This is a genomic window from Pseudochrobactrum asaccharolyticum (assembly GCF_003314995.1).
Taxonomy (GTDB): Bacteria; Pseudomonadota; Alphaproteobacteria; order Rhizobiales; family Rhizobiaceae; genus Pseudochrobactrum; species Pseudochrobactrum asaccharolyticum.
This window is the reverse complement of sequence record NZ_QNRH01000003.1, coordinates 119,778-144,267: the sequence shown is the minus strand read 5'-3', so window position 1 is coordinate 144,267 and position 24,490 is coordinate 119,778. Positions and strand designations below refer to the sequence as shown.

Sequence of the window (24,490 nt, the reverse complement as noted above, 5' to 3'; positions counted from 1 at the left end):
CTGCCTCATCGATCGTGATGCCAGCATGTATTTCCGCTTCTATTCGAAACTAAGAATAGTCTGGCATTCAAAAACATGAGTTACTTTGTATAGTTTTATCATACTGGCGTCATTCTGTCATGAGGCCATAAAATATTTCATTCAGGCCACATAAATGCACCTGAAATACAAAACGCCGGTCTGTAATAATCAAACCGGCGTTGAAAGTTTTTCTCTGAAGAGAAAAATCAGGTGATTTCAATATGCGGTTTCAACGGCATATCATCGTGTAAAGGCACAGTCTGGCGCTCAATCATGCGATGGACACGCGGCTTTTCCGGCCCCTTATGCAGCGACAGCAATTTCTCTGAAACAGCCGCATCCGCATAGGTCCGGCGCTGATTATGGCGGACATATTCCACCCATGTCGGCACATGATAGGTTTCCGTCCAGATATCCGGATTTTCCAGATCGCGCAGCAAGGCCCATTGTTGGGCACCATCACGAATACGGATACGACGACGCGCAACCATCGCCTCCAGAAATGCATGAACATTATGCTGCTCGATATGATAATCGACCATCACCATAATCGGACCACTACGCGGACGAATGTCCAGACGCAGTTCCGGCTCGGCAAATGAGTTGAGCGGGTCAAGATTGAGTTTGTCAAATTCCGGCAGCTTAAAGACCAGACCGATCAGCGCCCCACCAACCAGCGTGAAAGCGGCAACACTCAGTGCTGTTTCAGGGCCATAGCCATCAGCCACCGAACCCCAGAGCCAGCTACCGGCTGCCATGCCGCCGAATGTGGCGGTCTGGTACAGCGCCAAGGCACGTCCCACCACCCAACGCGGCGTAGACAATTGCACGGTGACGTTGAACAGCGACAAAGCCAGCACCCATGAAGCACCGGCAGGCAACAGCAAAAGACAGCTTAAAATAACCGAGTGGCTGTAGGACAGCAGATAAACACTGATACCAAAGGCGATAAATGCACCGCGGACAATTGTTTCATTGGCAAATTTTTCGCGCAGCTCACCGGAGGTGAAAGCACCGGCGATCGCACCAAGACCAAAAGCACCGAGCATAATACCATAGGTCAATGCTGTACCTTGCACCAGATCGCGGGCGACCAGCGGCAGCAGAGCCAGCACAACAATGGCTGACAGGCCGAACAGGAAGCCGCGAAACATTACTTTGATCAGGTTCGGCGACATCGAAACATAGCGCAGACCGGCAGAAACGGCACGACCAAAGGTCTCACGTGGCAGCGTGGATTTTGCAACCTGCGGCTTCCAGCGCAGCAATGCAATAATCAGCGGAATATAGCTGACAGCATTGATAATAAACGCAAAAGCAGCACCGGCAACAGCAACGATAAAACCACCAATAGCCGGGCCGATACTGCGCATAGCATTAAAGCTCATGCTGTTGAGCGCCACAGCCCCCGGCAAATCAGAGCGCGGTACAATATCGCCCATTGAGGCCTGCCATGACGGATTGTGCAAAGCACCACCGCAACCGATCAGAAAGGTGAAGCTCAGCAGCAACCATGGCGTGAGCCAGCCCATATAGCCGAAAATCGCCAGCATCAGCGACACCAGCAACATCATAAACTGCGCGATCAGCATGATACGGCGGCGGTCAAAATTATCGGCCAAAGCACCGGCAAACAGCGAGAAAAACATCACCGGCAAAGTAGTGGAAGCCTGCACCAGCGCCACCATATTGGAGGATTGCGCGATGGTGGTCATCATCCAGCCCGCGCCCACCGTCTGGATCAGTCCGCCTAAATTGGATGCAAGCGTTGCAGTCCATAAAGAACGAAAAGCTTTATGTTTAAACGGGGCTAAAGGCGATACACTTTGCGACACCGCAGAATTTCCTATCCGAAGCAGAAGCTCCATCATGCATGGTTCGGTATAATATTAAACTGAAAAATTTAAACAGCCTGTAAAATCAATGTGCAAGCCGCAAATATCCCCTCTGCGTCTAACATAGGCAACATTGAAAAAAGACGTACTGGCTATTTTGACGCAACTGTGATTTTCTTTATGACAATAAAAAACCTGCCGGACTAATCCGGCAGGCTGATGTGTCCGACACTGACCAGCAATTCTCAAAACTTGGCGCTTGCACCAAAAATGAAACTGCGGCCTTTGCCTGAATATTCGTTCTCACCCAGCGGGCCTGAAACGGCGACGCGATAATTTTTATTCGCCACATTCTCAACCGAGAAGAACAATTCCGCATTTTCTTTCAGTTTGTAGGAACCGTAAAGATCGTAGAGAACATAGCTTGGCAGGGCGAATTTCTGCCCAAAATCTGTACCAAAACCGGCATAGCTGCTTTTGCCGAAATAACGTGCCTGCGCGCCTAAAGTGAGCGTCTCGTCAAACAGACGGAAACCGGCATCAAGCGTGCCATACTGATCCGGTATCATAAAGGCATCGCCGTTCCCTGCACCGGCACCTTCCCCGATCGGCTGATCAGTCTTGGCATGGGTGTAAGAAACATTGGTGTAGAAGAAGCCGAGATCGTAGCTGCCCTCCACTTCCCAGCCATACATCTTGGTCTTACCCGGACGGTTAATCCACATCGCTGTCGGGCCACGGTTCGGCACATCCACAAAGTCATTAACGACAAAGTTTTCGATACTATTATGGAAGAAGCCGGTTTTCAGACGGAACTTATCACCGCTGCGCAACAAGCCGTTTTCGGTCAGGTTCACACCGATATCCCAGCCTTTGCTATATTCCGGCTCAAGATTGAGATTATTGGCAATACCGCTACCCAGCCCCGCACCGATCGGGATCAGCGAGAAGAACATTTCCTGCACAGTCGGCGGACGGAATGTATGGGCATAGGTCGCATAAAGCTCCACGCCCTGATAAGGCTGCGCTGTTACAGAAACCTTCGGCAGCCATTTACCGCTGCTGCGCTCTATATCCTTGTTACCACAAACAGGCCCGCCTGCAGGGCAATCGCCCGTACCCGCCGCATAGGCTGGCTGGAAACCCTCAACATTCCAATGATCGTAACGCAGACCACCTGTGAATGTGAACATGTTCCACGACAGGGTCGCATCGGTGAAACCACTGGTTTTCTTCAATGTTCCGGGAGGATTGGCACCGCGATAATTATTGATCAGATATTCGTCGCTGCTCAGAGAACCGCCATAGAACAGGCTGAGTTGCACATCTTCCGCCAGCACGGCTTTACTGGTGTTGGAAATATCAAAACCATAACCGCGATCATCTGTCTTACGGCCACGATAACTGCCGCCGGTTGCCGCATAGTCCATATTGGTGCGGTTGTAATAGGCATTCACCTTCAGATCGATCCAGTCATTATCATCCGGTGTGTAGGCATAATTAGCAGTATAGGATGCGTTTTTCAGATCCTGCTCGTAATTCGCATAGACAAAGCGGTTTTCATACCAGCGGGCACCAAGCTTAAGATTATGCTCTGAGGATGGCGCAAATTCCAGTTTGAGCAATCCGCCGCCCGGACGATTGGTGGCATCGCGTCCACCATCCACATAAACACCGTCGCCGTTTTTAAATGTGCCATAAGACGTACGGGCAAAAGCACCAAGCATACTGACATTACTGGACGGATCACTGTTCAGATTTGCGCGCGCCGCTCCTGCCAGCATACCGGAGCCACCAAAACCATTAGTTCCGGCTTTCCAGCGCGTGAGCACGCCAACATCATGACCGGGCAAAACAATATCATCAAAGTCAAGCGTGCGGAAATTTGCGGCACCGCTTAGCGTACCCATACCGGCAGCGCCACCGACGGCGCCTTTGCGTACGTCAATACCGCCCAGCAATTCCGGCTGGACATACAACAATGTCCCGCCGGAAGACGCATGCCCTGCCACATTGCGGAATGTCTGCGGCACACCATCGATCATCGCATTCACACGACCGAAACCACTCATACCGCGAATATTCACCTCAATACCGGGCTGGCTGCTTTGCTGGCGCGTAAAGACACCCGGTGTCGAGCGCAATGCAGCCTGCGCATCGCCGCCAAACCGCTCCTGCAATGCATCACTGCTCACAGAACTGACCGGCGCAGGTGTGCGGTAAACACCATCACCTTGTACAAAAGCACCATTCTGACCACCACTGATCGTAATGGTCTGCAATTGTGTGGCAGTCAGTTCGGTTTGTGCGGCCGTCTTGTCTTTGACTGTTTTTTGTTCCTCGGCCTGAGCGGGAGACACCAAAGAGAAACCGGAAACACTTAAAATCGTACCCGCAAGAGATGCATGCAGACAGCGCCTGACAACAGACATAGTACCCCCTTTGGCAGGCGGACAGCATCCATCCTGCCATGACATTCATGACAATTTTTGAAAGACAGCGATAAGAGGATGATTTTCACTCTTATGACCGGAAATAATAAACATGATAAAAAGAGTCAAGTTTATATTGCCCGCAATTTTATCGCGCATTTGTTCTCTGGCCGGACTGATAAATTCCCGTCAAAATCATTCCGTCTGGCACTGAGGCTGGTCAAAAGCCGGAAACGAAGTTACAGCTATTTCATCCGGTAAGAATCCGCTTCAGCCAAGTCTTTGTACATCTGAAAGGTCTTATTGAGTGGCCACTTATGTGGGGCGCAGTCGGGGATATTTTAAAAAAGCGGGACAATATTTGCCATGAGTGAAATCAGATTTTTACAGCAGGCGGATATGCCGGATGTCACCCGACTATTCCAAAAGATTTTTCAAAACAGTAGCAACCAGCCTTCTGCAGCTTTGAGCAAATATCTGCAGCGTCTCTATATCGGCTTTGCCGGTGAGACAGAGCCTGCCTCAAAGATTCTGCTGAATGATCAGGGCGTCATTTGCGGCTTCATCGGGGTCAATTATTTTGACTATTTGCAAGATGGGCAGCTTCTCAAAGCCGCAATGGTCGGCTCGCTGATGGTCGACAATCATGAACAGGATCCGCTGGGCGGTGCCAAGCTGATGCGCAGCCTTCTTGATGATCATTACGATCTGATCCTCACCGAAACAGCGAGTGAAACCACAGCCGCAATGTGGAAGAAACTCAATGCTGTTCAGCTCACCGATTATAGCCTCGACTGGCTGCGGATTATCAGCCCGCTTAAATTTGCCGTTGAGACCGCCGGTTCAAAACTGGGGCTGCTGAAGCTCTTTCGTCCTGTTGCCGGCTTGATCGACCAGCGCAAGCGCAATGCCATGTCGCATAATAGTTTGCGATGGTCAGGCACACCGCACAACTGGACTGCCGGACAGGCACTGCAATGCCAGCAAATTGATACGGCAGAATTCACAGCGCTTTATCATCAGTTCAGCGCAGATTTTGCCAGCCGTCCGCAATGGCAGGAAGCTCAATTCGCTGCACGGTTACAGGATGCGTTGCAGAAGCCGGATTATGGCCAGCCCTTTATGGTGAAAGCAGCAACTAAAACCGGCAAGACTATCGGTCTGTTTCTCTACCATTTACAGAGCGGCGGCACTGCAAGAGTGCTGGAGCTTCTCAGCCACCCCAAGGCTGCAAGCCAGACCATTGATGCACTGATCCATCACGCAGCCCAAAACGGCGCCGCAGCCATTCGTGGACGTACCCAACCGCTGATGATGGAAGCCATGCTCGGCAAACGCATTGCCTTTACGCATCTCGCCTCCACCATGGTCTGGGCAAAAGATCCTGCCATGCTGGAACACTTTGAAACAGGCCGCGCCCAACTCAACGGCATTGCCGGAGAGCATTGGAGTTGCCTCAGCGGGCATCCGCTTTAAATAACAAGAAACCACCTTTAGAGCATTTCCAGCAAAAGTGCGAAGCGGTTTTGCGTCGGATAATGCGTAAAAACAAATAGTTACAGCGGTTCCAACGATTCAGTCTTAACTGGAACCGCTGTAATACCAAGGCGGCTCTAGATGCTGACGCATCACGCATTGAAAAAGTTCAATCGCCACTCAGGCTTAACTAAAACTCCATGAGCCATACTCATGGAGTTTTAGTATAAGGCGGTTCTTTTATTATTTCAGAAAATCTGCCACCGGTTCAACCAGCAGCGGCGGCTCATGCAGTGCCTTGGTGGTTTTACGCTTGGCAGTAATATCCGCCCAGACATGCTGTACCTGTGCCTCACTCAAATTGGCAGCCTTTGCAGTGTCCGCAACGCTGATGCCATGGTTCAGTGCATAGAGACACAAATCCATCAGATAATATGGTAGCGAGAAATAGAACTCTTCCTGCGTCTGTGCCAGTGAGAAAGTATCCGTCGTCGGCGGACGCTTGCGAATATCTTCCGGTACACCGAGATATTCCGCCAGTTGATAAACCTGCGTCTTGTAAAGATGCGCAATCGGCTTCACATCTGCCGCACCGTCGCCATTCTTTACGAAAAAGCCCTGATCATATTCCAACCGGTTTGGTGTGCCCACAACCGCAAAATTCAGGCGGTCAGCATGATAATATTCAAACTGCTTGCGGGTACGCTGCTTCATATTGGTCGCGGCCACAATGCCCAGATAAGCCTCCGGTGTCAGACGGATTTTCTCCTGCTGACCATCCGGCGACTGCACAACCAGTGACGAAATATTATAGCCGCCATTTTCCGCCGCATTGTTGATCACCAGCTTGGAGGCCCAGCCCTCGCCATAAGAAGGCACCACCGAGCGGATAAAGTCATCACGACGACGATAACAACCCATCGCAGCCAATGCAGGCCCGATATCCTCAATCACTGTCTGCACGCCGTAAGTCGCTGCCAGTTTCTGCCCGAGCGCAAGGCTCAGCGGATCGGAGTCATTCTCCGGCATAAAAATTCCGAACACCTTATCCGCGCCTACAGCCCGCACCGCCAATGCTGTGCTGACACTGGAGTCAATGCCGCCGGAAATGCCGACGACCAGACCGCGACGGCGCAGGCCGCGCAACTGACTGCGCAAGGCAACCGTAATTTTTGCCACTTCCGCTTCCGCATCAATTACCAGTGTCTGTGCAGAAAATTCTTGCATCTTACTCATCCTGAAACTGCCTGTATTGTTTGGCCAATATTTCCGCCGCAAGACGACGACTGACTTTACCTGTATCCGTGCGCGGCAGTTCATCTGCAATCAGCACAAAGACCGGCACCATATAATCTTCCAGATTTTGACGGCAGAAGCGGATAATATCCTTATCATTCAATGCCGTATCATTCGTGGTCACAAGTGCTGTAATCGCCTGCCCCAGCATCACATCCGGCACACCTGCCACAACGGCCTCACGGATCGCGGGATGGCTGTAAAGCACTGTCTCGACCTCTTTGGGCGGCACTTTTTCGCCGCGCGATTTGATAATATCATCTTTGCGGCCAACAAAATAATAATATCCGTCCACATCCATCCGCAGCAGATCGCCGGTATGCAGTACCTTTTCCCAAGGGTTGCGTCCTGTACGCAGCACTTCTGCACTGGCCTCCGGATTATTCCAATAGCCCTGCATCACATTAGGGCCGCGCACAACCATTTCACCCGCTTCACCAACAGCCACCGGTTGGCCTTGTTCATCCACCAGATAAACTTCACTATTCGGCAGTGCGAGACCAACAGATTCAGGCTTTTGGCTGATCATCTGCGGCGGCAGCCATGTGCAGCGCTTGCACTCAGTCAGCCCGTACATGGAGTAAATTTCCGCATCAGGAGTAACCCGCTGCAAAAACGCAATATGCGGCACCGGCAGTTGCGCCGCCGTATTGGTAATGAAGCGCAGATCCGGCAAAAAACCAGCCGTCAGATCTTTCATTTGCATCATGATTGCCGACATTGTCGGCACAATCGGAAAACCTGTTACCTTCTCCGCCCGCATCAGATCAAAGACCGCCTGCGGAAAGGCGAAGGACTTCTCCAAAATCAGCGTTGCGCCAAGCTTGATGGCCATCAGCAACTGATAAAGCCCGTAATTGAATGACAGCGGCAATACCGAAAGAATAATATCATCCGCTGTGTTCTTCAAAAGACCTGTCAGCGAGGTCGCAGCCGCATCAATATTGCGGTGTGTCATCATCACGCCCTTCGGGCGGCCGGTTGAACCGGATGTATAGATCAGCATCGCCAGATCAATATCGATACCGCCGTTTACAAGCCGTGTGCTATCAGGCTGAGGCGTAACGGCCTCCTCAAACGACAGGCAGGCGCGCTTTGAGCGGCTCGGCCCCTGCACTGCAATGACCGAAGGAATCTTTGAAAAAGCCTCAGCCTCATCAATCACCGGCAATAATTTCGCCTGTGTCAACAAAAGCGATGGCGTACAATCATTGAGAATATAACCAAGCTTATCCGCTTTGGTTGATGGGTTTACCAATGTGAAAACCGCACCAGCCTTGAGAATGGCAAAAACCGAAATCGCCGCCTGCCAGCAATTATCCATGAAGATAACAACACGGTCGCCGCGCTGCACGTTCTGTGCCAGCAGATATTGCGCCAGAGCTTCGGTCTTTGCATCAAACTCCGCATAAGTCAGACGCACTTGTCCTGTGACCAGCGCGGTTTTTTCACCGGTGTTTTGTGCATGCGCTCTAAGGTAGTTCTCAATACGCATCGTGAATGCCTTTTATCAGGCAGCCTGGCGGGCAGTCACAAAACTGACGATCTTTGCCACGCTATCGAGATTGGCCGGAACAATGTCGGCATCCGCCATTTTCACACCGAAGGCCTCATCAATAAAAGCAATCAGTTCCAGCACACCGGTGGAATCCATAATATCATTATCAATCAGCGAGGCATCATCTTCCAGCACATAATCCGTGTCGCCAAAAAGGAAGTTCTCAACAATGAAATCACGCAGACGAATTTTGATTGTATCACTCATAGTCATATCCTGTTTCAATCACCCGCAGATGCCGCATCAAGCAACAGCCCGAGGGTTCTCTAAAGTAAGTCTGTAAAATAAAATTCTCTGCTTTCTCTCTTAGCTTATTTATTTAACAAAGAGACCTATAGATTTAACATTATCTGCATTATTTGAAGAAATTAGTAAATTTTTGCAGCCACAACTGCGTTGAAAGAATACCTATATAGGCCGTATTGTCGCGGAAACCACTCAATCCCTGCCCTTTATTCTTTTCATATAATTTAGACACAGCTTTCGCGTTAAAATATCCGCTTTCCTGAATGCGACTCTCGCCCATCAGTTCACGGACATAATCCTTCTCACCTTTGCCGGTAAAAGACTGGCTATCCGGCGCACGATAAGGCTGTTTCTGACGCTGCAACACCTCAGCCGGAATCCGCGTTTTCGCCACACGACGCAGTAAATATTTCTCGGTAAGACCATGCAGTTTCAATGAAGGGTGGAGTTTAGCGGCAAATTCCGACAGGCGATAATCCAGAAACGGAAACCGTGTTTCCACACCATGCGCCATGGCCATCCGGTCTCCCTGACTGGAGAGAATATAGGATGGCAGCAAAAACCGACATTCCAGATATTGCGCCTGATGCAATTCATGCCAATGGCCAAAGCGTTCCGGCAATTTTGCAGCCAGTTCTTCGCCCACATCATAATCGCCGATTTCACGCTTCAGATCGGCTGAGAAAAATAGTTTCGCCGCTCCCGTCGCTTTCATGCGCGGCCGGTGCGAATAGAGCGGATCGGCCAGATCATTGCCGTGAACGCCAAAAAATGCCGCCAGCGTCTCCGGCGTTTGCGCCTGCAACCCCGGCAAATAGGGATAGAGCCTGCGGAACAATTGCGGCCTGATCTGTGACTGCGGTTGCCGCGCACAAAAACGTCGGACTTTGGCTTCGCGGAAAATATCATAGCCCGCAAAGACCTCATCCGCGCCCTCTCCGGTGAGCACAGCTTTCATCCCGCTATCGCGCACCAGTTGTGCCAGCCGGTAAAGCGGTGCCGGTGCGGTGCGTACCAGCGGCGCTTCTGCTGCTGCAATCACATCGGGAAAAATCGTGGCAATATCATCATCCGCAATAGAGATCGAATGATGTTGCGTGTGCAGTGCCTGCGCCACCATTTGCTGATAGCGGCTTTCATCATAATCCGCATCGGCAAAACCAACAGAAAAACTGTGCAATGCACCTTTTGCCAGCGGTTGCGCAAAGGCCGCGATCAGCGATGAATCCAGCCCGCCGGAAAGATAGGTGCCAACCGGCACATCGGCTTGCAGCCGCAAGCCTGTTGCATCCTGCAACAGGGCTTCCAGTTCTTCTGCAGCTGCATCAGCATTGGTGATCATGGCATCATGGCGATCCGGATAGTCCAGCTCCCAATAACGGCTGATCCTGATGCCATTGGCATCACAGATCATCATATGTGCGGGTTCAAGTTCAGAAATATTGCGGAATGCCGTGCGCGGTGCAACCGGCGCCCAAAGCGTGAAAATCTGATCAAGCGCCAGTGGGTCAAGCTCCGCCTGCACAGCAGGCACACGCAACAATGCTTTGATTTCCGAGGCGAAATACAACACATCGTCAACATGCGTATAGAATAGCGGGCGTACACCAAGGCGATCACGCGCAATAAACATCCGCTGCTGCTGTGCATCCCATAAAGCAAAAGCAAAATCGCCGTTCATATGGCGCAGACAGTCCGTGCCATAACGCGCATAGAGCTGCAGGATGACCTCTGTATCACTATGGGTTCGAAACCGTGCGCCTTGCGCTTCGAGATCACGGCGCAATTCTGCATGATTGAAAATCTGGCCGTTGAAAACAAGACTATGCTGGCGGTCATGGCTGTGCATCGGCTGCTGACCATCGCTGATCCCGACAATGGAGAGGCGTTTATGGCCGAGTCCTGCACCTTGTAGGACCACCGCACCCTCTTCATCAGGTCCGCGATGGGCAATCATATCAGTCATCTGCCGCAATAAAACATCCGGCGCCTGATCTGTTATCCGCCCGACATAACCCGCTAAACCGCACACAGCAACGCCCTCACCAGCTACAGAAGACGAGAACAAGCCAAAGAAATCACAATCCGTGCTTGCCAGAAAAACCCCGCCTGACATAATCTTGTACCGCAGAGACCGGCTTATAGCCAAACAGGATTTCAAAAAACCTTGCCGTAAATACAAATATATCCGTACAGAGTTAACGGATATTACCTCGCATTCCCGCATAAACACAGACAGGCTGTCATGCAGCGAAAACTAACTTTATCCCAGCTGGAGCTGCTGCTTGCCATTGCCGGTTGCGGTTCAATCGGCAAAGCGGCGCGTCAGCTGCATCTCACACAATCTGCCGCCAGCCAGTCGCTCGCCTCGCTCGAAAAGGTGCTCGGACTGCCGCTTTTTACCCGAACCGCAGCAGGTGTCAGCCCGACAGCCTTTGCGCAAAGCATTCTGCCCGATGCCCGCAATGCGATTGATGCGGCACAACGGATTGTGAAATCGGCAGAAACAGCAGAGCAACACCAGCGCCGTCACCCGCACCGCTTCAGCATCGCTGCTATTCCAAGCATTGCCGAAACGTTACTGCCGCAATGGAGCAAGCAATTGCAGCGTCTGTTTCCCGGGCTGGAAATTTCGCTCTATCAGGGCACTCATCTGGAAGTGCGCGATTGGGTCAAACAAGGGATTACCGATAGCGGCATCACCGCTCTGGCGCAGCATTTGGCGGATGATCTCATACACCAGCCATTGCAACAGCAAGAATTGCTCGCTGTTATCCGCCGCGATGCACCGCTTATGCGCCAGAACAAACTGACATTAAGCGATGCTGCACAGCAAACCATCATCATGGCCGCAGGCTCCGAACATATTATGCTGCCGCTGTTTCAGGAAGCCAATCTGGCTGAACCGCAGACTATCATCACACAGGATGTGCCGACTGCGCTGAATATGGTGCGGCAGGGACTGGGCATCACCATTCTCGCACGCGAAACCTTTCCGCAGGCAGATTATCGTGATCTGCGGTTGCGCTCACTGGAACCTGCTTTATTCCGAACATTGCAGCTGATTGCCCAGAAGAACAATCCGCATCCGGCAATTTATGAAGCGCTGGCAACAATAATTATGGCCAAGAGCAACCAGTCATAAGCCGAACTTATGTGCAATCTGATCGGTTTTAATGACCGCTCTAATCTTTAATCATGCCACAGGCAGGTCTTCATAACAGGAGACCACAATGTCAGCGGGTACAACACGTTCCGATCATCTTTCCTTGTCACAGCAAGCCGCGCCCTCACGTTTTACGGCGCTTTTATGGGGGTTGCTCGGCCTGTGCATCTGGTCCGGCTCTTTCGTCCTCACCCGCTTCGGGGTTAAATCCAACCTCACCGCCTATGACATTATCGCTTTACGGTTCAGTACCGGCGGTTTGCTGTTATTACCGGTGCTGTTCAAAACAGGCTTAGGTCTCGACCGGCTGGGGCGCAGCGGCTTTATTCTACTGGTCTGCGGTGCCGGTGCTCCCTATGCCCTGCTCACAGCAATCGGCCTGCGTTTTGCGCCAGCCTCACAGGCTGCCGCTCTCACTCCCGGACTGATGACCGTATTGGTAGCCTTGTTCGGTATATTTCTGCTCAAGGAAATGCTGCCAAAACGTGGATGGTTCGGTATTGCGCTGATCCTTACCGGTGCATTTGCGGTTGCAAGTCAATCTTTTGAAAGCGGACAATCTTACGGGCATCTGGCATTTTTAACCGCTGCAATTCTCTGGGCAGCTTTTGTGATTGCCGTGCGGCGCAGCGGCATTTCTGCCCTTCACGCCACCGCTATTGCAGCGGTTATTTCTGCAATTTTCTATATGCCGCTTTATCTCGTCTTTTTCGACAAAAACATCACCACCGCCCCGTTGAATGACATTCTGACACAGGCCATTTATCAGGGCATATTCACTACAATCATCGGACTGGTTGCCTTTAATCGTGCGGTCGCAGGGCTTGGCGCTGCGGCAGGATCTGCATTGTCATCGCTGATCCCCGTTGTCACCATGATTTTAGGCATCATCTTTCTGCAAGAAATGCCGTCACTCACAGAACTTATTGCAACACTCCTGATTATCAGCGGGGTATTATGCCTCACACTGATCCGAAAACCACGCTGATGATTTGTTTCAACCATTGACCTTACTCAAAACTCCCCCCCGCTTTTCCGAAAATGCTTTTTATTTTCGTTTTCCCATCACAATTGCGCGGGACAGACCGGCATGAGGTGCCTTTTAGCTTCAAATCCGGCGAAGTTTGCTTTACAAGAACGCACGAAATCATTGCAAAAAAATCTCTGCCTTTTCGCAACAAAGTGACAAGATAGGGACAGCGGGCAAAGAGGCATAAGTTGCGCAGCAACATCTGCCTTCCCTGCTTTTGGTAAGGAAAAACAGATGTCTAAATTTCAGCTCTCCCGCCGCCAAACTCTTGCAGGGCTCAGTGCAGCCGGTGCTATGTCTGTATTCGGCGCTCCGTTTTCCTTAAGCGCCAGAGCGCAAGACGCGCAAATTAAAGCTGTTCTCGGCATTATCCGCCTTGCCAGTCAGGCACCGAGCTTCATCGCGATGGAACGTGGCTATTTCAAAGCTGAAAACCTCGACATGGAATTCAAATATTTTGAAGCTGCACAGCCGATGGCCGTTGCTATTGCCGGTGGCGATGTCGACTATGGTGTCACAGCCATGAGCGGCGGCCTGATCAATCTGGCTGAAAAGAATGCTGTTAAAGTAATCGGCGGCTCTTTGCAGGAAGAAAAAGGCCTCGCAGGCCAGATCATTCTTGCCTCGAATAAAGCCTATGAAGCAGGTCTCACCGAGCCGAAACATCTGGCAGGTAAGAGCTTCGGCATCACCACCGCCGGTTCGTCCTTCCATTTCATGGCTTATAAAATTGCCAAGGCGAATAATATTCCACTGTCTGAAATCACTCTGCGTCCACTGCAGAAGGTCGGTGCTGTTGTCGGCGCTCTGACCTCCGGCCAGATTGATGCTTGGGCTATCCAGCCGAGCATTGCCAAGAAAATGATTGCAGAAGGCGCGGCCAAGCAGATCGGTCTGGTATCTGATGTTGCTCCTGACTATCAGGTGACAACTGTTTTCACTTCGACCAAGAATGCTGCCGAAGAACGTGTGAAAACAGAAGCCTTCATCCGCGCTTATTCCAAAGCCATTGATGACTATAATGCGGCACTGGTTGACAAAACCGCCTCTGCTGAAGAAGTCGATGCGATTGCAAAATTCGTCCACAAATATGTGGAAATGGATTTGCCGTTTGAACAGGCTAAAGCCAATCTGGTCAATGGCGCGATGCGTATCAACAAAGGTCTTGCACTATCGCTCGGTTCTGTGACCGAACAGCTGAACTGGTTTAAAGACGAGAAAATGGTGAAAGATACCATTACGTCTGAAATGCTGTTTGACACCAGCTACGTCAAAACCATCTGATCTGAAGTCTTTTCAGCCGGTACGGTTTATCCTGCCGGCTGTTTCCCGCGAATGATCAGGGCCCGTAGCGATAGAGCATTTCCAGTTTTTTAATTCAGACGAAATGCTCTGTCTTTTTGTTATACCGTGTATCTTATCCGAAAACCGTTTTCACTTTTCGGGATACACTTTAACCCTGCCGCCCTGACAAGAAGAAGTATAAACTGCATGGATTTGCTGTTAAAAAATGTCGGCCACCATTATGGCAAGGTCGAAGTTTTGCGTGATATCACGCTAGAGATCAATCAGGGGCAGATTGTCTGTCTGATCGGCCCCTCCGGTTGCGGCAAATCCACATTGCTCCGATTTATCGGCGGCCTTGAGCAACCAACCTCAGGTCAAGTTTTACAGGTCGGAGAGCCTTCGCCTTCATCGCTCAATCCGCTGACCTATGTTTTTCAGCATTTTGCCTTGCTGCCTTGGCGTACCGTTGCCGGTAATATCCGGCTGGTGCTGGAAGATCATAAATTATCCTCATCAGAAATGGATACCATCATCTCTGATGTGCTGGCACGCACCCGCCTGTCTGACTTCGCCAATGCCTATCCCAAACAGCTTTCCGGCGGCATGAAACAGCGTGTGGCTATTGCCCGCGCACTGGCTGTGCGCCCTGATGTGATGTTGATGGATGAGCCGCTCTCCGCGCTCGACAGCCAGACCCGTGAATTGCTGATGGATGATCTGGTATCGCTCTGGACACGCCAGCCTTTCACCGCCGTTTATGTAACGCATAATCTGGCTGAAGCCGTCCGCCTCGGCCATAAGATTGTGGTGCTGTCACGCCGTCCGGGACGCATCAATCAGGTTGTGACAATCGACACACCGCTTGACCAGCGTCACCTCGCTGATCCGGTACTGGATGCCAAACAGCAAGAACTATGGGCTCTCATGCGCGATGAAGCAATGGCTGCGGATCAGGAGCTGCTGAAATGACAAAACCATCAGACAACCAGCAACAGGCAGTCGTCACCCGTCCGGTTCCGTTTCGCGGCGGTGGTTTTGCACCGGTTAAAGTACGCTTCATTGCGCCGATCCTGTTTGTCGTCCTGATCGTCCTTGCCGAGATCGGCACCCGCACAGGGTTCATTTCCAATCTCACTTTGCCGCGCCCTTCCGCAGTCTTCAACACCTTCTATCAGCTCTATGATACCGGCCTGCTCTGGAAGCATTTGCTGCCATCCCTGCAACGCCTGTTTATCGGTGCATCTATGGGAATTGCTGTCGGCGTCTTGCTCGGCACCATGATCGGGTTGTTTTCCTATGTGCGTGCCGGTCTCGTGCCACTGGTTGCTGCCATTTTTCCGATCCCGAAAATTGCCCTGCTACCATTATTTGTGATCTGGTTCGGTATTGATGAAATGTCGAAATATGCGCTGATCGCTTTCGGCACTTTCACACCAACAGTGGTCGCGACCTATGGCGCGGTTGATAATGTGGATCGCAGCCTGATCCGCATGGGACAGAGTTTCAATCTGAAATGGTGGTCGATTATTCGCAAGATCGTCTTGCCGGGTGCGCTGCCTGGCATTCTGTCGGGTTTACGCGTCTCTATTGCGATTGCCATTATTCTGCTGGTTGCCGCTGAAATGCTTGGCGCAGAATATGGTGTCGGTGCTTATATTCTGGAAGCCGGTTCGCTTTACGATCTCGAGCGCCTGTTTGCCGGGGTCACCATTCTTTCCGTGATGGGGCTGATTACCAGCTGGCTCATCGGCCGGATTGAGCATTATTTCCTCAGCTGGCGCTGACTTCATACTCATAAAAAAGCGCGGATAACTTCAGTTATCCGCGCTTTTTTATACGATTGGAAAACGACCTTTAATCAACCCATTTGGTACCGCTGTCCGCTGACTGGCAACCATAAGGCGGCAAGGTCTTTTGCCCGAAATTCTGTTTCAGCTGCATACAGCCCCAATGACGCAATGGTGCAGGCATATAAGACTGCAAGCTGATACCAACCTCATCAAACGGATCAGTCGTATTGGTCACATAGCTGTACCAACGCTGCCCCATGATGGCGACAACAGCAATCACAACAATCAATACTATCCGCAGTAACTTTTTCACGAAATTTCAGCCCTTATTTTCTTTGTGCAGCCCTGTTCGCGGACGCCAGAGCGATTTACGTCCATGTTGGATCGCAGTGTCGCTCTAGATTCCTTAGTTTGTCGCATTATCCCAGACTGTCCAAGTTGATCCAACTTGACTGTGAAATAGCCTAAATGCTCCATTTAGCTGCAACATGCTTCAGACAAACACAAAAGTCTAAAAAGAACCTTGTGACAGTGATAGGCCGCATCTTCAACTGCAAAAAGCCGGTAGCAAATTTTGCTACCGGCTTTTTCATTCAAACTTCACCCGATCTTAATAACGGGCGTCTTTCGGCTTTTTGCCATTCGGCCAGTCATTGACCTTACCGGCAAAGTCCGGACGCGGCATATGAGTGAAATATTCAGACACGTCCACTGCTTCCTGATCTGTCAGCATATCGCCCTGCCCAACCGGTGTATTCAGGTTCACACTGACAGGCATATTATATTTGACGAATGCCGCTGCTTTATAGGTACGTGCCATGCCCGCTCCAATATTAAAGCTGTCATCACCCCAGAGCGGCGGGAAAATATAATCGCCGAACTGGTCTTTCTTACCTTCACCGTCATTGCCGTGGCAGACCGCACATTGGGTTGCATAGATGCCTTTACCCTTAACCGGATCAGGCACCAGTGTTTCATCAATTGGCCCCGCACCGGCAACTTTCACCATGTGCTCTTTCGGCAAGCCCTGACCAAGCCACTTCATATAGGCGATCATGGCATTCATTTCTTTGGACTTCGGATCAACCGGTTTCCCGTTCATCGAACGCTGGAAACAACCATTGATACGCATGACCAGATTAACTTCCTTACCTGCCCGCGGCATAACCCGCGGATAGAAATTATAGGAGTTAATATAAGGTGCGCCCTTATCCAGCTTGCCCTGTGCCAGATGGCAGGAGTTACAGTTCAGACCTGCGCCGACATTATCCGGCATCAGACGCGCCGTTTCATTGAGCAGACGTTTGCCATACATAATGGCTTCAGCGTCCGGCTCTTTGGCGATCAGATCATCGCTCGGAATGGTGTATTTTCCGACGACTTTGCCATCTGCATCCACCACATCATAGGTCGGCAGCGGGGGAGCATCCACACGGGACGGCTTGACGATGAAGGTCCAGCCTGCGCCCGCAGCCGCAATTGTTACCACCAGAGCCGCAGCTGTTCCGATCCAGAATTGCTTACTCATTATTTTGCCTCCGGAACATAATGCACAGGTTTGTGCTCAATCAGATGCCGCATCCGCGCAATATCGCTGTCTTTGATATGCGAGCCGTGATTGCCCCAGCCATTACGGATAAAGTTCAGAATATCCGCGATTTCTTTGTTGGTGAGCTGAGCAAAGCCCGGCATCTTGAAGACCATCGGATCATGCGGCGTATCTGCCATTGCAGCGCCATCCAGTGTCAGCTGGATCAGCGAACTCGGATCTTCGGCAAAGACGATCGAGTTTCCGGCCAATGCAGGGAAGATACGGGCTGCACCGCGACCGTCCAGACGGTGACAGGCTGCACAATTATCGACGTAACCAACAGCACCCGGAGCGGAGAAGTCACCGGCACGCAGTGCCGCAGTTGTTACATCTTCTTTCGGTGTCCATTGCTGCGGATGACTGGCACGCGCAGGCAGGCTCTTCAGATAACGGGCAATCGATGTCAGATCGTCATCAGTCAGATATTGAGTACTGTGAGCAACAACATCGGACATACCACCAAAGGCAGCTGTACGGTCGTTACGTCCGGTTTTCAGGAAGTCGGTAATTTCTGCTTCAGCCCATGTGGAAAGACCGGTGCCTTCATCACGCAGGTTCTTCGCATACCAGCCTTCAAGAACAGAACCGGACAGATAATTGCCCTTCTTGTCATCACTGAGTGCTGTTTCCTGATAACCGATACCGCGCGGTGTATGGCAGGCGCCGCAATGCGCCAGACCTTCAACCAGATAAGCACCGCGATCAACCATCGCATCCATGCCGGTTGCCGATGTAAATTCCCGCGGCTGCGCAAAAGCCAGCTGCCAATAGGCTAGCGGCCAGCGCATATTCATCGGCCATGGCAAAGTGGAAGCCTGATTTTCCTGCTCGACATTTTCCACGCGCGACATGAAATAGGCATAGAGCGCTTTAATATCATCGTCTTTCACGACAACATAGGAAACGTAAGGCATAGCCGGATAGAGCGCCACACCGTCGGGGCGTACGCCACGACGGACAGCACGCTCGAAATCGCCGTAGCTATAATTACCAATACCGGTTTTCTTATCCGGCGTGATATTTGTTGAATAAATAGTGCCAAGCGGTGTCTGCATACCCAGACCGCCGGCAAATTCCTTGCCGCCCGGTGCAGTATGACACGCAATACAGTCACCGGCACGGGCAAGATATTCACCCTGCTTAATCAGTACCGGATCCTGAATATTGACTGTAGCTTCCTGCTTTGGCGCATACCAATGATGCGATGTAACCGCAATTGCATAGCTTGCGCCAAACAAGCCCAGACCGCAAAGGGCAAGCGTCTTAACAAGCTTCATGTTGAACTCCTGAGTCGTCTCTTTATTTCAATGTGAGATTCTCAGGAGTCTTTCTCATTGATTCAGATCAATGTTTATCGCCATTCACGATATTTATGTTCTAAAACGCCAGAAATAGAAGAATGTTAGTTTTTATGAGCGCAAATTCAAAGAAAATTATACTCAAAAACTGGTATTTTACAGTCACCTATCAGGTGACTGTGCCCCACTCTGTCCATGAGCCGTCATACAGACGGACATTTTCATAACCCAGCATATTCAAAGCAAGAAACAAGACGGCTGCAGTCACACCGGAACCGCAGGTTGTCACCACCGGCTTATCTTTTTTCACACCCTGTGCGTCAAACAGCAGCTTCATGGTATCGAGTGACTTAAAGCCACCATTCTCAACCAACGAGCCGAAAGGCATATTCTTCGAGCCAGGAATTGAACCGGAACGCACATTGACACGCGGCTCAGGCACGGCACCGGTAAAGCGCTCTGCAGAACGTGCATCAACGATATGTGCTTTCGCATGTTTGGCGATCAGCACCATTTCCTCGATAAAGACCACTTTGTCAACGGCATAATCAGGTTTGAACTCAACCGCTGCCGGTGCAGCTTTGCCACTTTCCGTTTCAAAACGCTCCGCCTGCCATGCAGCAATACCGCCGCGTAAAATATGCAGTTTTTTAGCGCCCATGATATGAAAAAGCCACCAGACGCGGGGAGCCGCGAAGAGATCACCGGTTTCGTAAATCACAATCTCATCATTGGCACTGATGCCGAGTTTACCGACAGCCTCAGCAAAGACTTCCGGTGACGGGACAGTATGCGGAAATGAAGAACTCGGGTCGACAATTTTGTCCTGATCGAAAAACACTGCCCCCGGAATATGAACCTGTTCGAATTCCTCAGCGCAATTACGCTTCGTCGCTGGCATATACCACGAGCCATCAACGATCTTCAAACCAGTTGTTTTCTGGCGGTCTTTCACCCATTGCGGCGATACAAAAATTTCTTCCGGCGTCATTTCATTCCCCATATGTCACTCATACTGAAACAGAGTATAAGTGTCCTTGCGAATGGCAAGAAAAATTAGTTAAAATCAGCGCTGCCGGAGATACAAAACTTTATTCTGTTACGGAAGACACCGGCAGGGTCTTTTATACAGGCATTATAGCCCGTTTGCGTATCCGCAAATGCATCCACCAGCTGCGCACAAGCTTCCGTAGCGCTCATCAAAAAGATCAGCTATCAATTATTTTGCGCCATGTATTTTCTGCGACGGGAAATTTCCCAAACGATTGCACCACCAATTGTTAGTACCATCATTGTCAATCCCAGCGCATTAACAGCAGGCGTAAGGCCTGCACGAACTTTGGCTGCAATGAAAATTGTCAGCGGCGTTTCCGTGCCGCGGACGAACAAAGTCGTGTTGTAATTCTCAAAGGATTGCAGAAACGCGATACATGACGCTGCGAGCAAGGAGGGACGCAGATAGGGCAGCAGAATGCGACGGAACACATAGGCACGGGAAGCACCAAGACTGAGTGCCGCATCTTCCATTGTACGGTCAAAACGCTGCAACCGTGCCGCGATCATCAGCATCACAAAAGAAATAATAAAGCTGGATTGCGCCAGAATGGTCAGAAAAAGCCCCCCGCTGATCCCGGTTTTGCGCCAGAACAGCAATGTGGCAATACCGATTACTACACCCGGTGTGAGCAGTGGCGAGACCATCAGTGCATAAAGGAAATTACGTGACCGCCCGTGCAAACTGGTCAGAATAAGAGCCGCCGCAGTGCCAACCGGCAGGGAAAGCGCGATCACCCCTGCGGCAATCAACAGGGATTTGCCCAATGCAGCCCACATTTGAGTGTCCTTGAACATGGCATCAACCCATTGCAGGGTGGTGCCGAGCCATGGCGTAATCGTGGGAAAGCTGCTGCTGTTAAATGTAGCTGCGGCAAGAATACCAAGCGGCAACATCAGATAGGTAAAAAACAGCAGCATATAGAGCGCAAAACCAATGCGAGGTAGCCTGTCGCTGAGACGTTGCAACCATGTCGGCTGATAAAAGCGTTGATTGTGACTTGCCGGTTGATTGGCAAAAGACTGAATTTGACTCATTTCACGGCACTCGCAAGATTAACGCGGAACAGACGCAGCGTGCCCAGCACCACAAACATACATAAGACGAGCAAAGTGACAGCATAGGCCGCACCGCGGTTCCAGTTACCGCTTTCAAAGAACCAGTCATAGATCAGTTGGGTAAACCAACGGCTGCCCGGAGCACCGAGAAGCGCAGGAGCCATATAGCTGCCTGCGGACAGCATGAAGGTGAAGACACAGCCTGTTGCAATACCAACTTTGGCATGGGGCAACACAATGCGCCGGTGAATACGCCATGCACTGGCGCCCATATCATGTGCAGCATCAATCTGGGCATGGTCGAGCGTGCTGATCAAATTATACATCGGGAACAGCATGAACAGCAGATAGGCATAAGCCATACCGGCCAGAACACCGCCGTCACCATACCAACGCACCGGCTCATCAAGCAGACCGAGGCCAAGCAGGATGGCGTTCAGCGGGCCTTCAAAAGCCAGAATAATAAACCATGCCAGCCCGCGCAGCACTTCGTTCATCATGTAAGGGATCATGAGAACCACAAGCACAAACGCGGTTTTGCGCATGCTGGCAACCTGCGCCAGCCAATAGGCCAGCGGATAGCACAGCACAAAAGTGGTCAGCGTCACAAAAGCGCTCGACCAGATTGTTTTCAGAAAGATCGCGCTGTGACTGCGGTGGTTCCACAAATAGAGAAAATTATCAGCGGAATAGACGTCTTTTTCACCGCCCAGTTGTGAAGGCGGCAGGTTCGGGCGCAGTGCAAAATCCAGCATCGTCAGATTGGGGATCAGCACCAGACACAGCAGCCAGAAGGTGACAATGGCGATGAAAATTGTACCGAGTATTTTGCCGAAGCGTTGATAGATCTCAGTCATGTGCCAGCACCACCGCATCCTGTTTGGAGAAGCCGGTTGTAAAGCTGCTACCGATTTCAGGTACCTGATGCAGTTTCTTATGCGGTATGGTGACCTGCATATTCAACGGGGATTGTTCATGATGCAGAACCGTATGGGCAGTGGCAAAAGAGCCTTCAAAATCAAAGCGTTTTGAGACAACCGTAAGCTTGTTGTCTTCACCTTCTGCATCCAGTGTCAGTGCTTCAGGGCGCACATAGAGACGCGCTTTCTGGTTACGCTGTAAGACTGCGCCACGACGACCAATAAAACGACCGTGGATGCCCTCCAGCACAACATAATCGTCAAAAGTATCAACGACCGTACCGGAGACAATATTATTCTCACCGACAAATTCAGCAACGAATGAAGTCGCAGGCTTGGTGTAAAGGTCAATTGGCGCGCCGACTTGCTGCAAGCGACCGGCATTCATCACCGCAATGCGGTCGGACATGGCGAGGGCTTCAGACTGATCATGGGTGATATAAATGAAAGTCACGCCGGTACGTTTTTGTAATTCACGAAGCTCGGCACGCATATGCTGGCGCAGTTTCAGATCAAGCGCCGACAACGGCTCATCCAGCAGCAAAACCTGCGGTTCAATGGCTAAGGCTCGGGCAATAGCAACACGCTGGCGCTGCCCGCCCGATAATTCATGGGGCATGCGATCGCCGTAGCCCGGCAGGGCAATGAGTTCCAGCAATCGGTCTGCCTCACGACGGCGCTGTGCTTTGCTGACGCCGCGCACTTCAAGACCAAATGCAATATTCTCCCATACCGGCATCAGCGGAAACAGCGCCAAAGACTGAAAAATCATCGCAGTCGGGCGACGATTGGCCGGAACATGGGTCATATCCTGACCATTAATCAGGATTTTTCCGGAACTCGGCTGTAAAAACCCCGAAACCATACGCAGCAGAGTCGTTTTTCCGCAGCCGGAAGGCCCCAGAATGGAGAAAAATTCGCCGGAGCGAACATCCAGAGACATCGATTTTACGGCTGTTGTTGCGCCAAATCGCATCTCAACACTCTGAAGACTGACTGCGTTTGTCATAGGGAATTCTCATTTTTAAATGACGCCGGTTTGCAGTTTTATGTGCAAACCGGCGTTTGGCAGAAAGGCGGGGAGTTTTTCACAGATACAGGCAAACGTATCTGTTATCCGGTTCATGCGCCGAGGAATTGATCCTGATATTCAGATCGCAGTTCAACAAACCAGCTTTCCTGAATTGGCCACCACCACAGTTTGTCCAGTGCATCCTTAGGATAAGCAGCAGCAAAGAAGACTTTGTCAGCTTCCGGCAGCAGCGCTTCGGCACCCTTAGCGGTGGTATTGACCTTGGCATGGCTTGCATACATCGCACCGGCTTCCGGTGTGAGCATCCAGTTCATAAAGGCATAGGCCTGATCAATATTTTCGGCACCAACCGGAAGTGACACACCTTCCATCCATGCCAGTGCGCCTTCTTTCGGTGAGATATAGCTGATCGGCTGGCCCTGTTCTTTCAAACCGGCAGCCGTTGAATCCCATGTCTGGCCGATAATGCACCCATTGGTGAGAAAAGCGCCTTGCGCTTCATTCTGGTTCGCCCAGAACTGAGCAATATTACCTTTGCGGGCAATCGCTTCTTTAAGTATCACATCATAATTGACGCGCATCGCTTCTTCGCTGGCAAAGCTTTCCAGCAGCGGACGAGGCAATTTACCTTCCGCTTCCAGCCACAGGCCTAGGCCAACAAGCGCCGAATGGCCACGAACAGTGGCTTTACCCGCCATTTCCGGCTTCCACAGGTCGCTATAAGATGCATCAGCATAAACAAGCGGCGATTTTTCCGTGTTGAAAGCAATTGCTTCCGTGCCCCAGTCTGTCGGTACCTGATAACGCTTGCCATCAACAACCGCGCCGAGTTTTTCAGAGCTCTTCAAAGCACTGTCGATGCAACGATCCCATTCAACCTTGCTCTCATCAATCGGTGCGATGAGTGAGGCTTCAACATAATTTGGTACACGGTCGAGCGCTGGCCAGATAACGTCAAAACCCTGCCCCTGATTAACTTTCATCAGATTGAGGATTTCATCATTGGTGCCATATGCAGTGTAAGTTGCTTTGATGCCGGTGGCTTTTTCAAAAGCCGCGAGCATTTCCGGTGAAACATAACCGGCCCAGGCAGCAATGCGCAGGTTACCGGAAGAAGATAAAGCATCACCGGCACGCATAACAAGCGGCATACTAAGCGCAGTGGCGGCTGCACCACGCAGAAATGTGCGGCGGCTGAGCGGAAATGCAGGGCGGGTGGATGTCTTATGATCAAAGGCCATCAGGTGCTCTCCTGTTCAAGATGAAACTGATTTCATCAAGTTCTTTGAGCAGGCACCTAACAGCAGCAGATAACAGTTCAGTGACGGTTTCTTGTGATTTTTTTAAAACTATTTGAACATTTTATGTTTCATGACCTCGCCGTACTCCCGCCGGCTTC

General features: G+C 51.1%; 20 protein-coding genes. 6 read left to right on the top strand and 14 right to left on the bottom strand.

Annotation, left to right across the window (positions count from 1 at the left end; genetic code table 11):
• Nucleotides 1-227 precede the first annotated feature (227 nt).
• Nucleotides 228-1,856 carry an MFS transporter gene (locus DFR47_RS09175; protein WP_113944492.1) on the bottom strand — a complete coding sequence of 543 codons (1,629 nt, stop codon included), beginning with the start codon at nucleotides 1,854-1,856 and terminating at the stop codon, nucleotides 228-230.
• A gap of 245 nt (nucleotides 1,857-2,101) precedes the next feature.
• Nucleotides 2,102-4,288 (bottom strand): TonB-dependent receptor domain-containing protein, encoded by a 2,187-nt coding sequence (locus DFR47_RS09170; protein ID WP_170137470.1) that lies wholly within the window; start codon nucleotides 4,286-4,288, stop codon nucleotides 2,102-2,104.
• Nucleotides 4,289-4,654: 366 nt separating this feature from the next.
• Here DFR47_RS09170 and DFR47_RS09165 point away from each other — a divergent pair, with 366 nt between their 5' ends.
• Nucleotides 4,655-5,764, top strand: coding sequence for a GNAT family N-acetyltransferase (locus DFR47_RS09165; protein ID WP_113944117.1), 1,110 nt, complete (start codon nucleotides 4,655-4,657; stop codon nucleotides 5,762-5,764).
• 243 nt (nucleotides 5,765-6,007) lie between these two features.
• Here the strand turns inward: DFR47_RS09165 and nadE are convergent, their stop codons facing one another.
• From nadE to asnB, 4 genes are all read right to left on the bottom strand, one after another.
• Nucleotides 6,008-6,991 (bottom strand): NAD(+) synthase, encoded by a 984-nt coding sequence (gene nadE / locus DFR47_RS09160; protein WP_245416516.1) that lies wholly within the window; start codon nucleotides 6,989-6,991, stop codon nucleotides 6,008-6,010.
• Between the two features lies 1 nt (nucleotide 6,992).
• Nucleotides 6,993-8,555 (bottom strand): class I adenylate-forming enzyme family protein, encoded by a 1,563-nt coding sequence (locus DFR47_RS09155; protein WP_113944115.1) that lies wholly within the window; start codon nucleotides 8,553-8,555, stop codon nucleotides 6,993-6,995.
• 15 nt (nucleotides 8,556-8,570) lie between these two features.
• Complete coding sequence (locus DFR47_RS09150; protein WP_113944114.1) at nucleotides 8,571-8,825, bottom strand: acyl carrier protein; 255 nt, start codon at nucleotides 8,823-8,825, stop codon at nucleotides 8,571-8,573.
• Nucleotides 8,826-8,973: 148 nt separating this feature from the next.
• Nucleotides 8,974-10,896: an asparagine synthase (glutamine-hydrolyzing) gene (gene asnB / locus DFR47_RS09145; protein WP_113944491.1), complete on the bottom strand. Its 1,923-nt coding sequence runs from the start codon at nucleotides 10,894-10,896 to the stop codon at nucleotides 8,974-8,976.
• A 213-nt stretch (nucleotides 10,897-11,109) separates the two neighbouring features.
• Here asnB and DFR47_RS09140 point away from each other — a divergent pair, with 213 nt between their 5' ends.
• The 5 genes from DFR47_RS09140 (at nucleotide 11,110) to DFR47_RS09120 (ending at nucleotide 16,131) form a co-directional block, all read left to right on the top strand.
• Nucleotides 11,110-12,009, top strand: a complete 900-nt coding sequence (locus DFR47_RS09140; protein WP_113944113.1) for a LysR family transcriptional regulator — start codon at nucleotides 11,110-11,112, stop codon at nucleotides 12,007-12,009.
• Between the two features lie 88 nt (nucleotides 12,010-12,097).
• Nucleotides 12,098-13,018 carry a DMT family transporter gene (locus DFR47_RS09135; RefSeq protein WP_113944112.1) on the top strand — a complete coding sequence of 307 codons (921 nt, stop codon included), beginning with the start codon at nucleotides 12,098-12,100 and terminating at the stop codon, nucleotides 13,016-13,018.
• A gap of 276 nt (nucleotides 13,019-13,294) precedes the next feature.
• Nucleotides 13,295-14,344, top strand: a complete 1,050-nt coding sequence (locus DFR47_RS09130; protein ID WP_113944111.1) for an ABC transporter substrate-binding protein — start codon at nucleotides 13,295-13,297, stop codon at nucleotides 14,342-14,344.
• A 207-nt stretch (nucleotides 14,345-14,551) separates the two neighbouring features.
• Complete coding sequence (locus DFR47_RS09125) at nucleotides 14,552-15,316, top strand: ABC transporter ATP-binding protein (RefSeq protein ID WP_113944110.1); 765 nt, start codon at nucleotides 14,552-14,554, stop codon at nucleotides 15,314-15,316.
• The gene (locus DFR47_RS09120; RefSeq protein ID WP_113944109.1) at nucleotides 15,313-16,131 is read left to right on the top strand and encodes an ABC transporter permease; all 819 of its coding nucleotides are present in this window, start codon (nucleotides 15,313-15,315) and stop codon (nucleotides 16,129-16,131) included. The genes DFR47_RS09125 and DFR47_RS09120 overlap by 4 nt, the downstream gene beginning before the upstream one ends.
• Before the next feature lie 70 nt (nucleotides 16,132-16,201).
• Here DFR47_RS09120 and DFR47_RS09115 read toward each other — a convergent pair whose 3' ends face one another.
• The 8 genes from DFR47_RS09115 to DFR47_RS09080 all read right to left on the bottom strand — a co-directional run bounded on the left by DFR47_RS09115 (nucleotide 16,202) and on the right by DFR47_RS09080 (nucleotide 24,332).
• Nucleotides 16,202-16,450, bottom strand: a complete 249-nt coding sequence (locus DFR47_RS09115; RefSeq protein ID WP_113944108.1) for a hypothetical protein — start codon at nucleotides 16,448-16,450, stop codon at nucleotides 16,202-16,204.
• A 297-nt stretch (nucleotides 16,451-16,747) separates the two neighbouring features.
• On the bottom strand, nucleotides 16,748-17,665 hold the full coding sequence (locus DFR47_RS09110) for a c-type cytochrome (RefSeq protein WP_113944107.1): 918 nt from the start codon (nucleotides 17,663-17,665) through the stop codon (nucleotides 16,748-16,750).
• Complete coding sequence (locus DFR47_RS09105) at nucleotides 17,665-19,005, bottom strand: c-type cytochrome (RefSeq protein WP_113944106.1); 1,341 nt, start codon at nucleotides 19,003-19,005, stop codon at nucleotides 17,665-17,667. Before DFR47_RS09105 ends, DFR47_RS09110 begins: the two co-directional genes overlap by 1 nt.
• A gap of 190 nt (nucleotides 19,006-19,195) precedes the next feature.
• Complete coding sequence (gene sseA, locus DFR47_RS09100) at nucleotides 19,196-20,017, bottom strand: 3-mercaptopyruvate sulfurtransferase (RefSeq protein ID WP_113944105.1); 822 nt, start codon at nucleotides 20,015-20,017, stop codon at nucleotides 19,196-19,198.
• Between the two features lie 224 nt (nucleotides 20,018-20,241).
• Nucleotides 20,242-21,117, bottom strand: a complete 876-nt coding sequence (locus DFR47_RS09095) for an ABC transporter permease (RefSeq protein WP_113944104.1) — start codon at nucleotides 21,115-21,117, stop codon at nucleotides 20,242-20,244.
• On the bottom strand, nucleotides 21,114-21,995 hold the full coding sequence (locus tag DFR47_RS09090; protein ID WP_113944103.1) for an ABC transporter permease: 882 nt from the start codon (nucleotides 21,993-21,995) through the stop codon (nucleotides 21,114-21,116). The genes DFR47_RS09095 and DFR47_RS09090 overlap by 4 nt, the downstream gene beginning before the upstream one ends.
• Nucleotides 21,988-23,067, bottom strand: a complete 1,080-nt coding sequence (locus tag DFR47_RS09085) for an ABC transporter ATP-binding protein (RefSeq protein WP_113944102.1) — start codon at nucleotides 23,065-23,067, stop codon at nucleotides 21,988-21,990. Before DFR47_RS09085 ends, DFR47_RS09090 begins: the two co-directional genes overlap by 8 nt.
• A gap of 113 nt (nucleotides 23,068-23,180) precedes the next feature.
• Entirely contained in the window at nucleotides 23,181-24,332 is a 1,152-nt protein-coding gene (locus DFR47_RS09080; protein WP_210207288.1) for an extracellular solute-binding protein, read from the bottom strand.
• Between the last annotated feature and the right edge of the window lie 158 nt (nucleotides 24,333-24,490).

Excerpts from the sequence above, each read along its gene's own strand:
- DFR47_RS09170 (WP_170137470.1), bottom strand. The coding sequence starts at position 4,288 with ATGTCTGTTGTCAGGCGCTGTCTGCATGCATCTCTTGCGGGTACGATT.
- DFR47_RS09165 (WP_113944117.1), top strand. The coding sequence starts at position 4,655 with ATGAGTGAAATCAGATTTTTACAGCAGGCGGATATGCCGGATGTCACC.
- nadE (WP_245416516.1), bottom strand. The coding sequence starts at position 6,991 with ATGCAAGAATTTTCTGCACAGACACTGGTAATTGATGCGGAAGCGGAA.
- DFR47_RS09155 (WP_113944115.1), bottom strand. The coding sequence starts at position 8,555 with ATGCGTATTGAGAACTACCTTAGAGCGCATGCACAAAACACCGGTGAA.
- DFR47_RS09150 (WP_113944114.1), bottom strand. The coding sequence starts at position 8,825 with ATGAGTGATACAATCAAAATTCGTCTGCGTGATTTCATTGTTGAGAAC.
- DFR47_RS09140 (WP_113944113.1), top strand. The coding sequence starts at position 11,110 with ATGCAGCGAAAACTAACTTTATCCCAGCTGGAGCTGCTGCTTGCCATT.
- DFR47_RS09135 (WP_113944112.1), top strand. The coding sequence starts at position 12,098 with ATGTCAGCGGGTACAACACGTTCCGATCATCTTTCCTTGTCACAGCAA.
- DFR47_RS09130 (WP_113944111.1), top strand. The coding sequence starts at position 13,295 with ATGTCTAAATTTCAGCTCTCCCGCCGCCAAACTCTTGCAGGGCTCAGT.
- DFR47_RS09125 (WP_113944110.1), top strand. The coding sequence starts at position 14,552 with ATGGATTTGCTGTTAAAAAATGTCGGCCACCATTATGGCAAGGTCGAA.
- DFR47_RS09120 (WP_113944109.1), top strand. The coding sequence starts at position 15,313 with ATGACAAAACCATCAGACAACCAGCAACAGGCAGTCGTCACCCGTCCG.
- DFR47_RS09110 (WP_113944107.1), bottom strand. The coding sequence starts at position 17,665 with ATGAGTAAGCAATTCTGGATCGGAACAGCTGCGGCTCTGGTGGTAACA.
- DFR47_RS09105 (WP_113944106.1), bottom strand. The coding sequence starts at position 19,005 with ATGAAGCTTGTTAAGACGCTTGCCCTTTGCGGTCTGGGCTTGTTTGGC.
- sseA (WP_113944105.1), bottom strand. The coding sequence starts at position 20,017 with ATGACGCCGGAAGAAATTTTTGTATCGCCGCAATGGGTGAAAGACCGC.
- DFR47_RS09095 (WP_113944104.1), bottom strand. The coding sequence starts at position 21,117 with ATGAGTCAAATTCAGTCTTTTGCCAATCAACCGGCAAGTCACAATCAA.
- DFR47_RS09090 (WP_113944103.1), bottom strand. The coding sequence starts at position 21,995 with ATGACTGAGATCTATCAACGCTTCGGCAAAATACTCGGTACAATTTTC.
- DFR47_RS09085 (WP_113944102.1), bottom strand. The coding sequence starts at position 23,067 with ATGACAAACGCAGTCAGTCTTCAGAGTGTTGAGATGCGATTTGGCGCA.
- DFR47_RS09080 (WP_210207288.1), bottom strand. The coding sequence starts at position 24,332 with ATGGCCTTTGATCATAAGACATCCACCCGCCCTGCATTTCCGCTCAGC.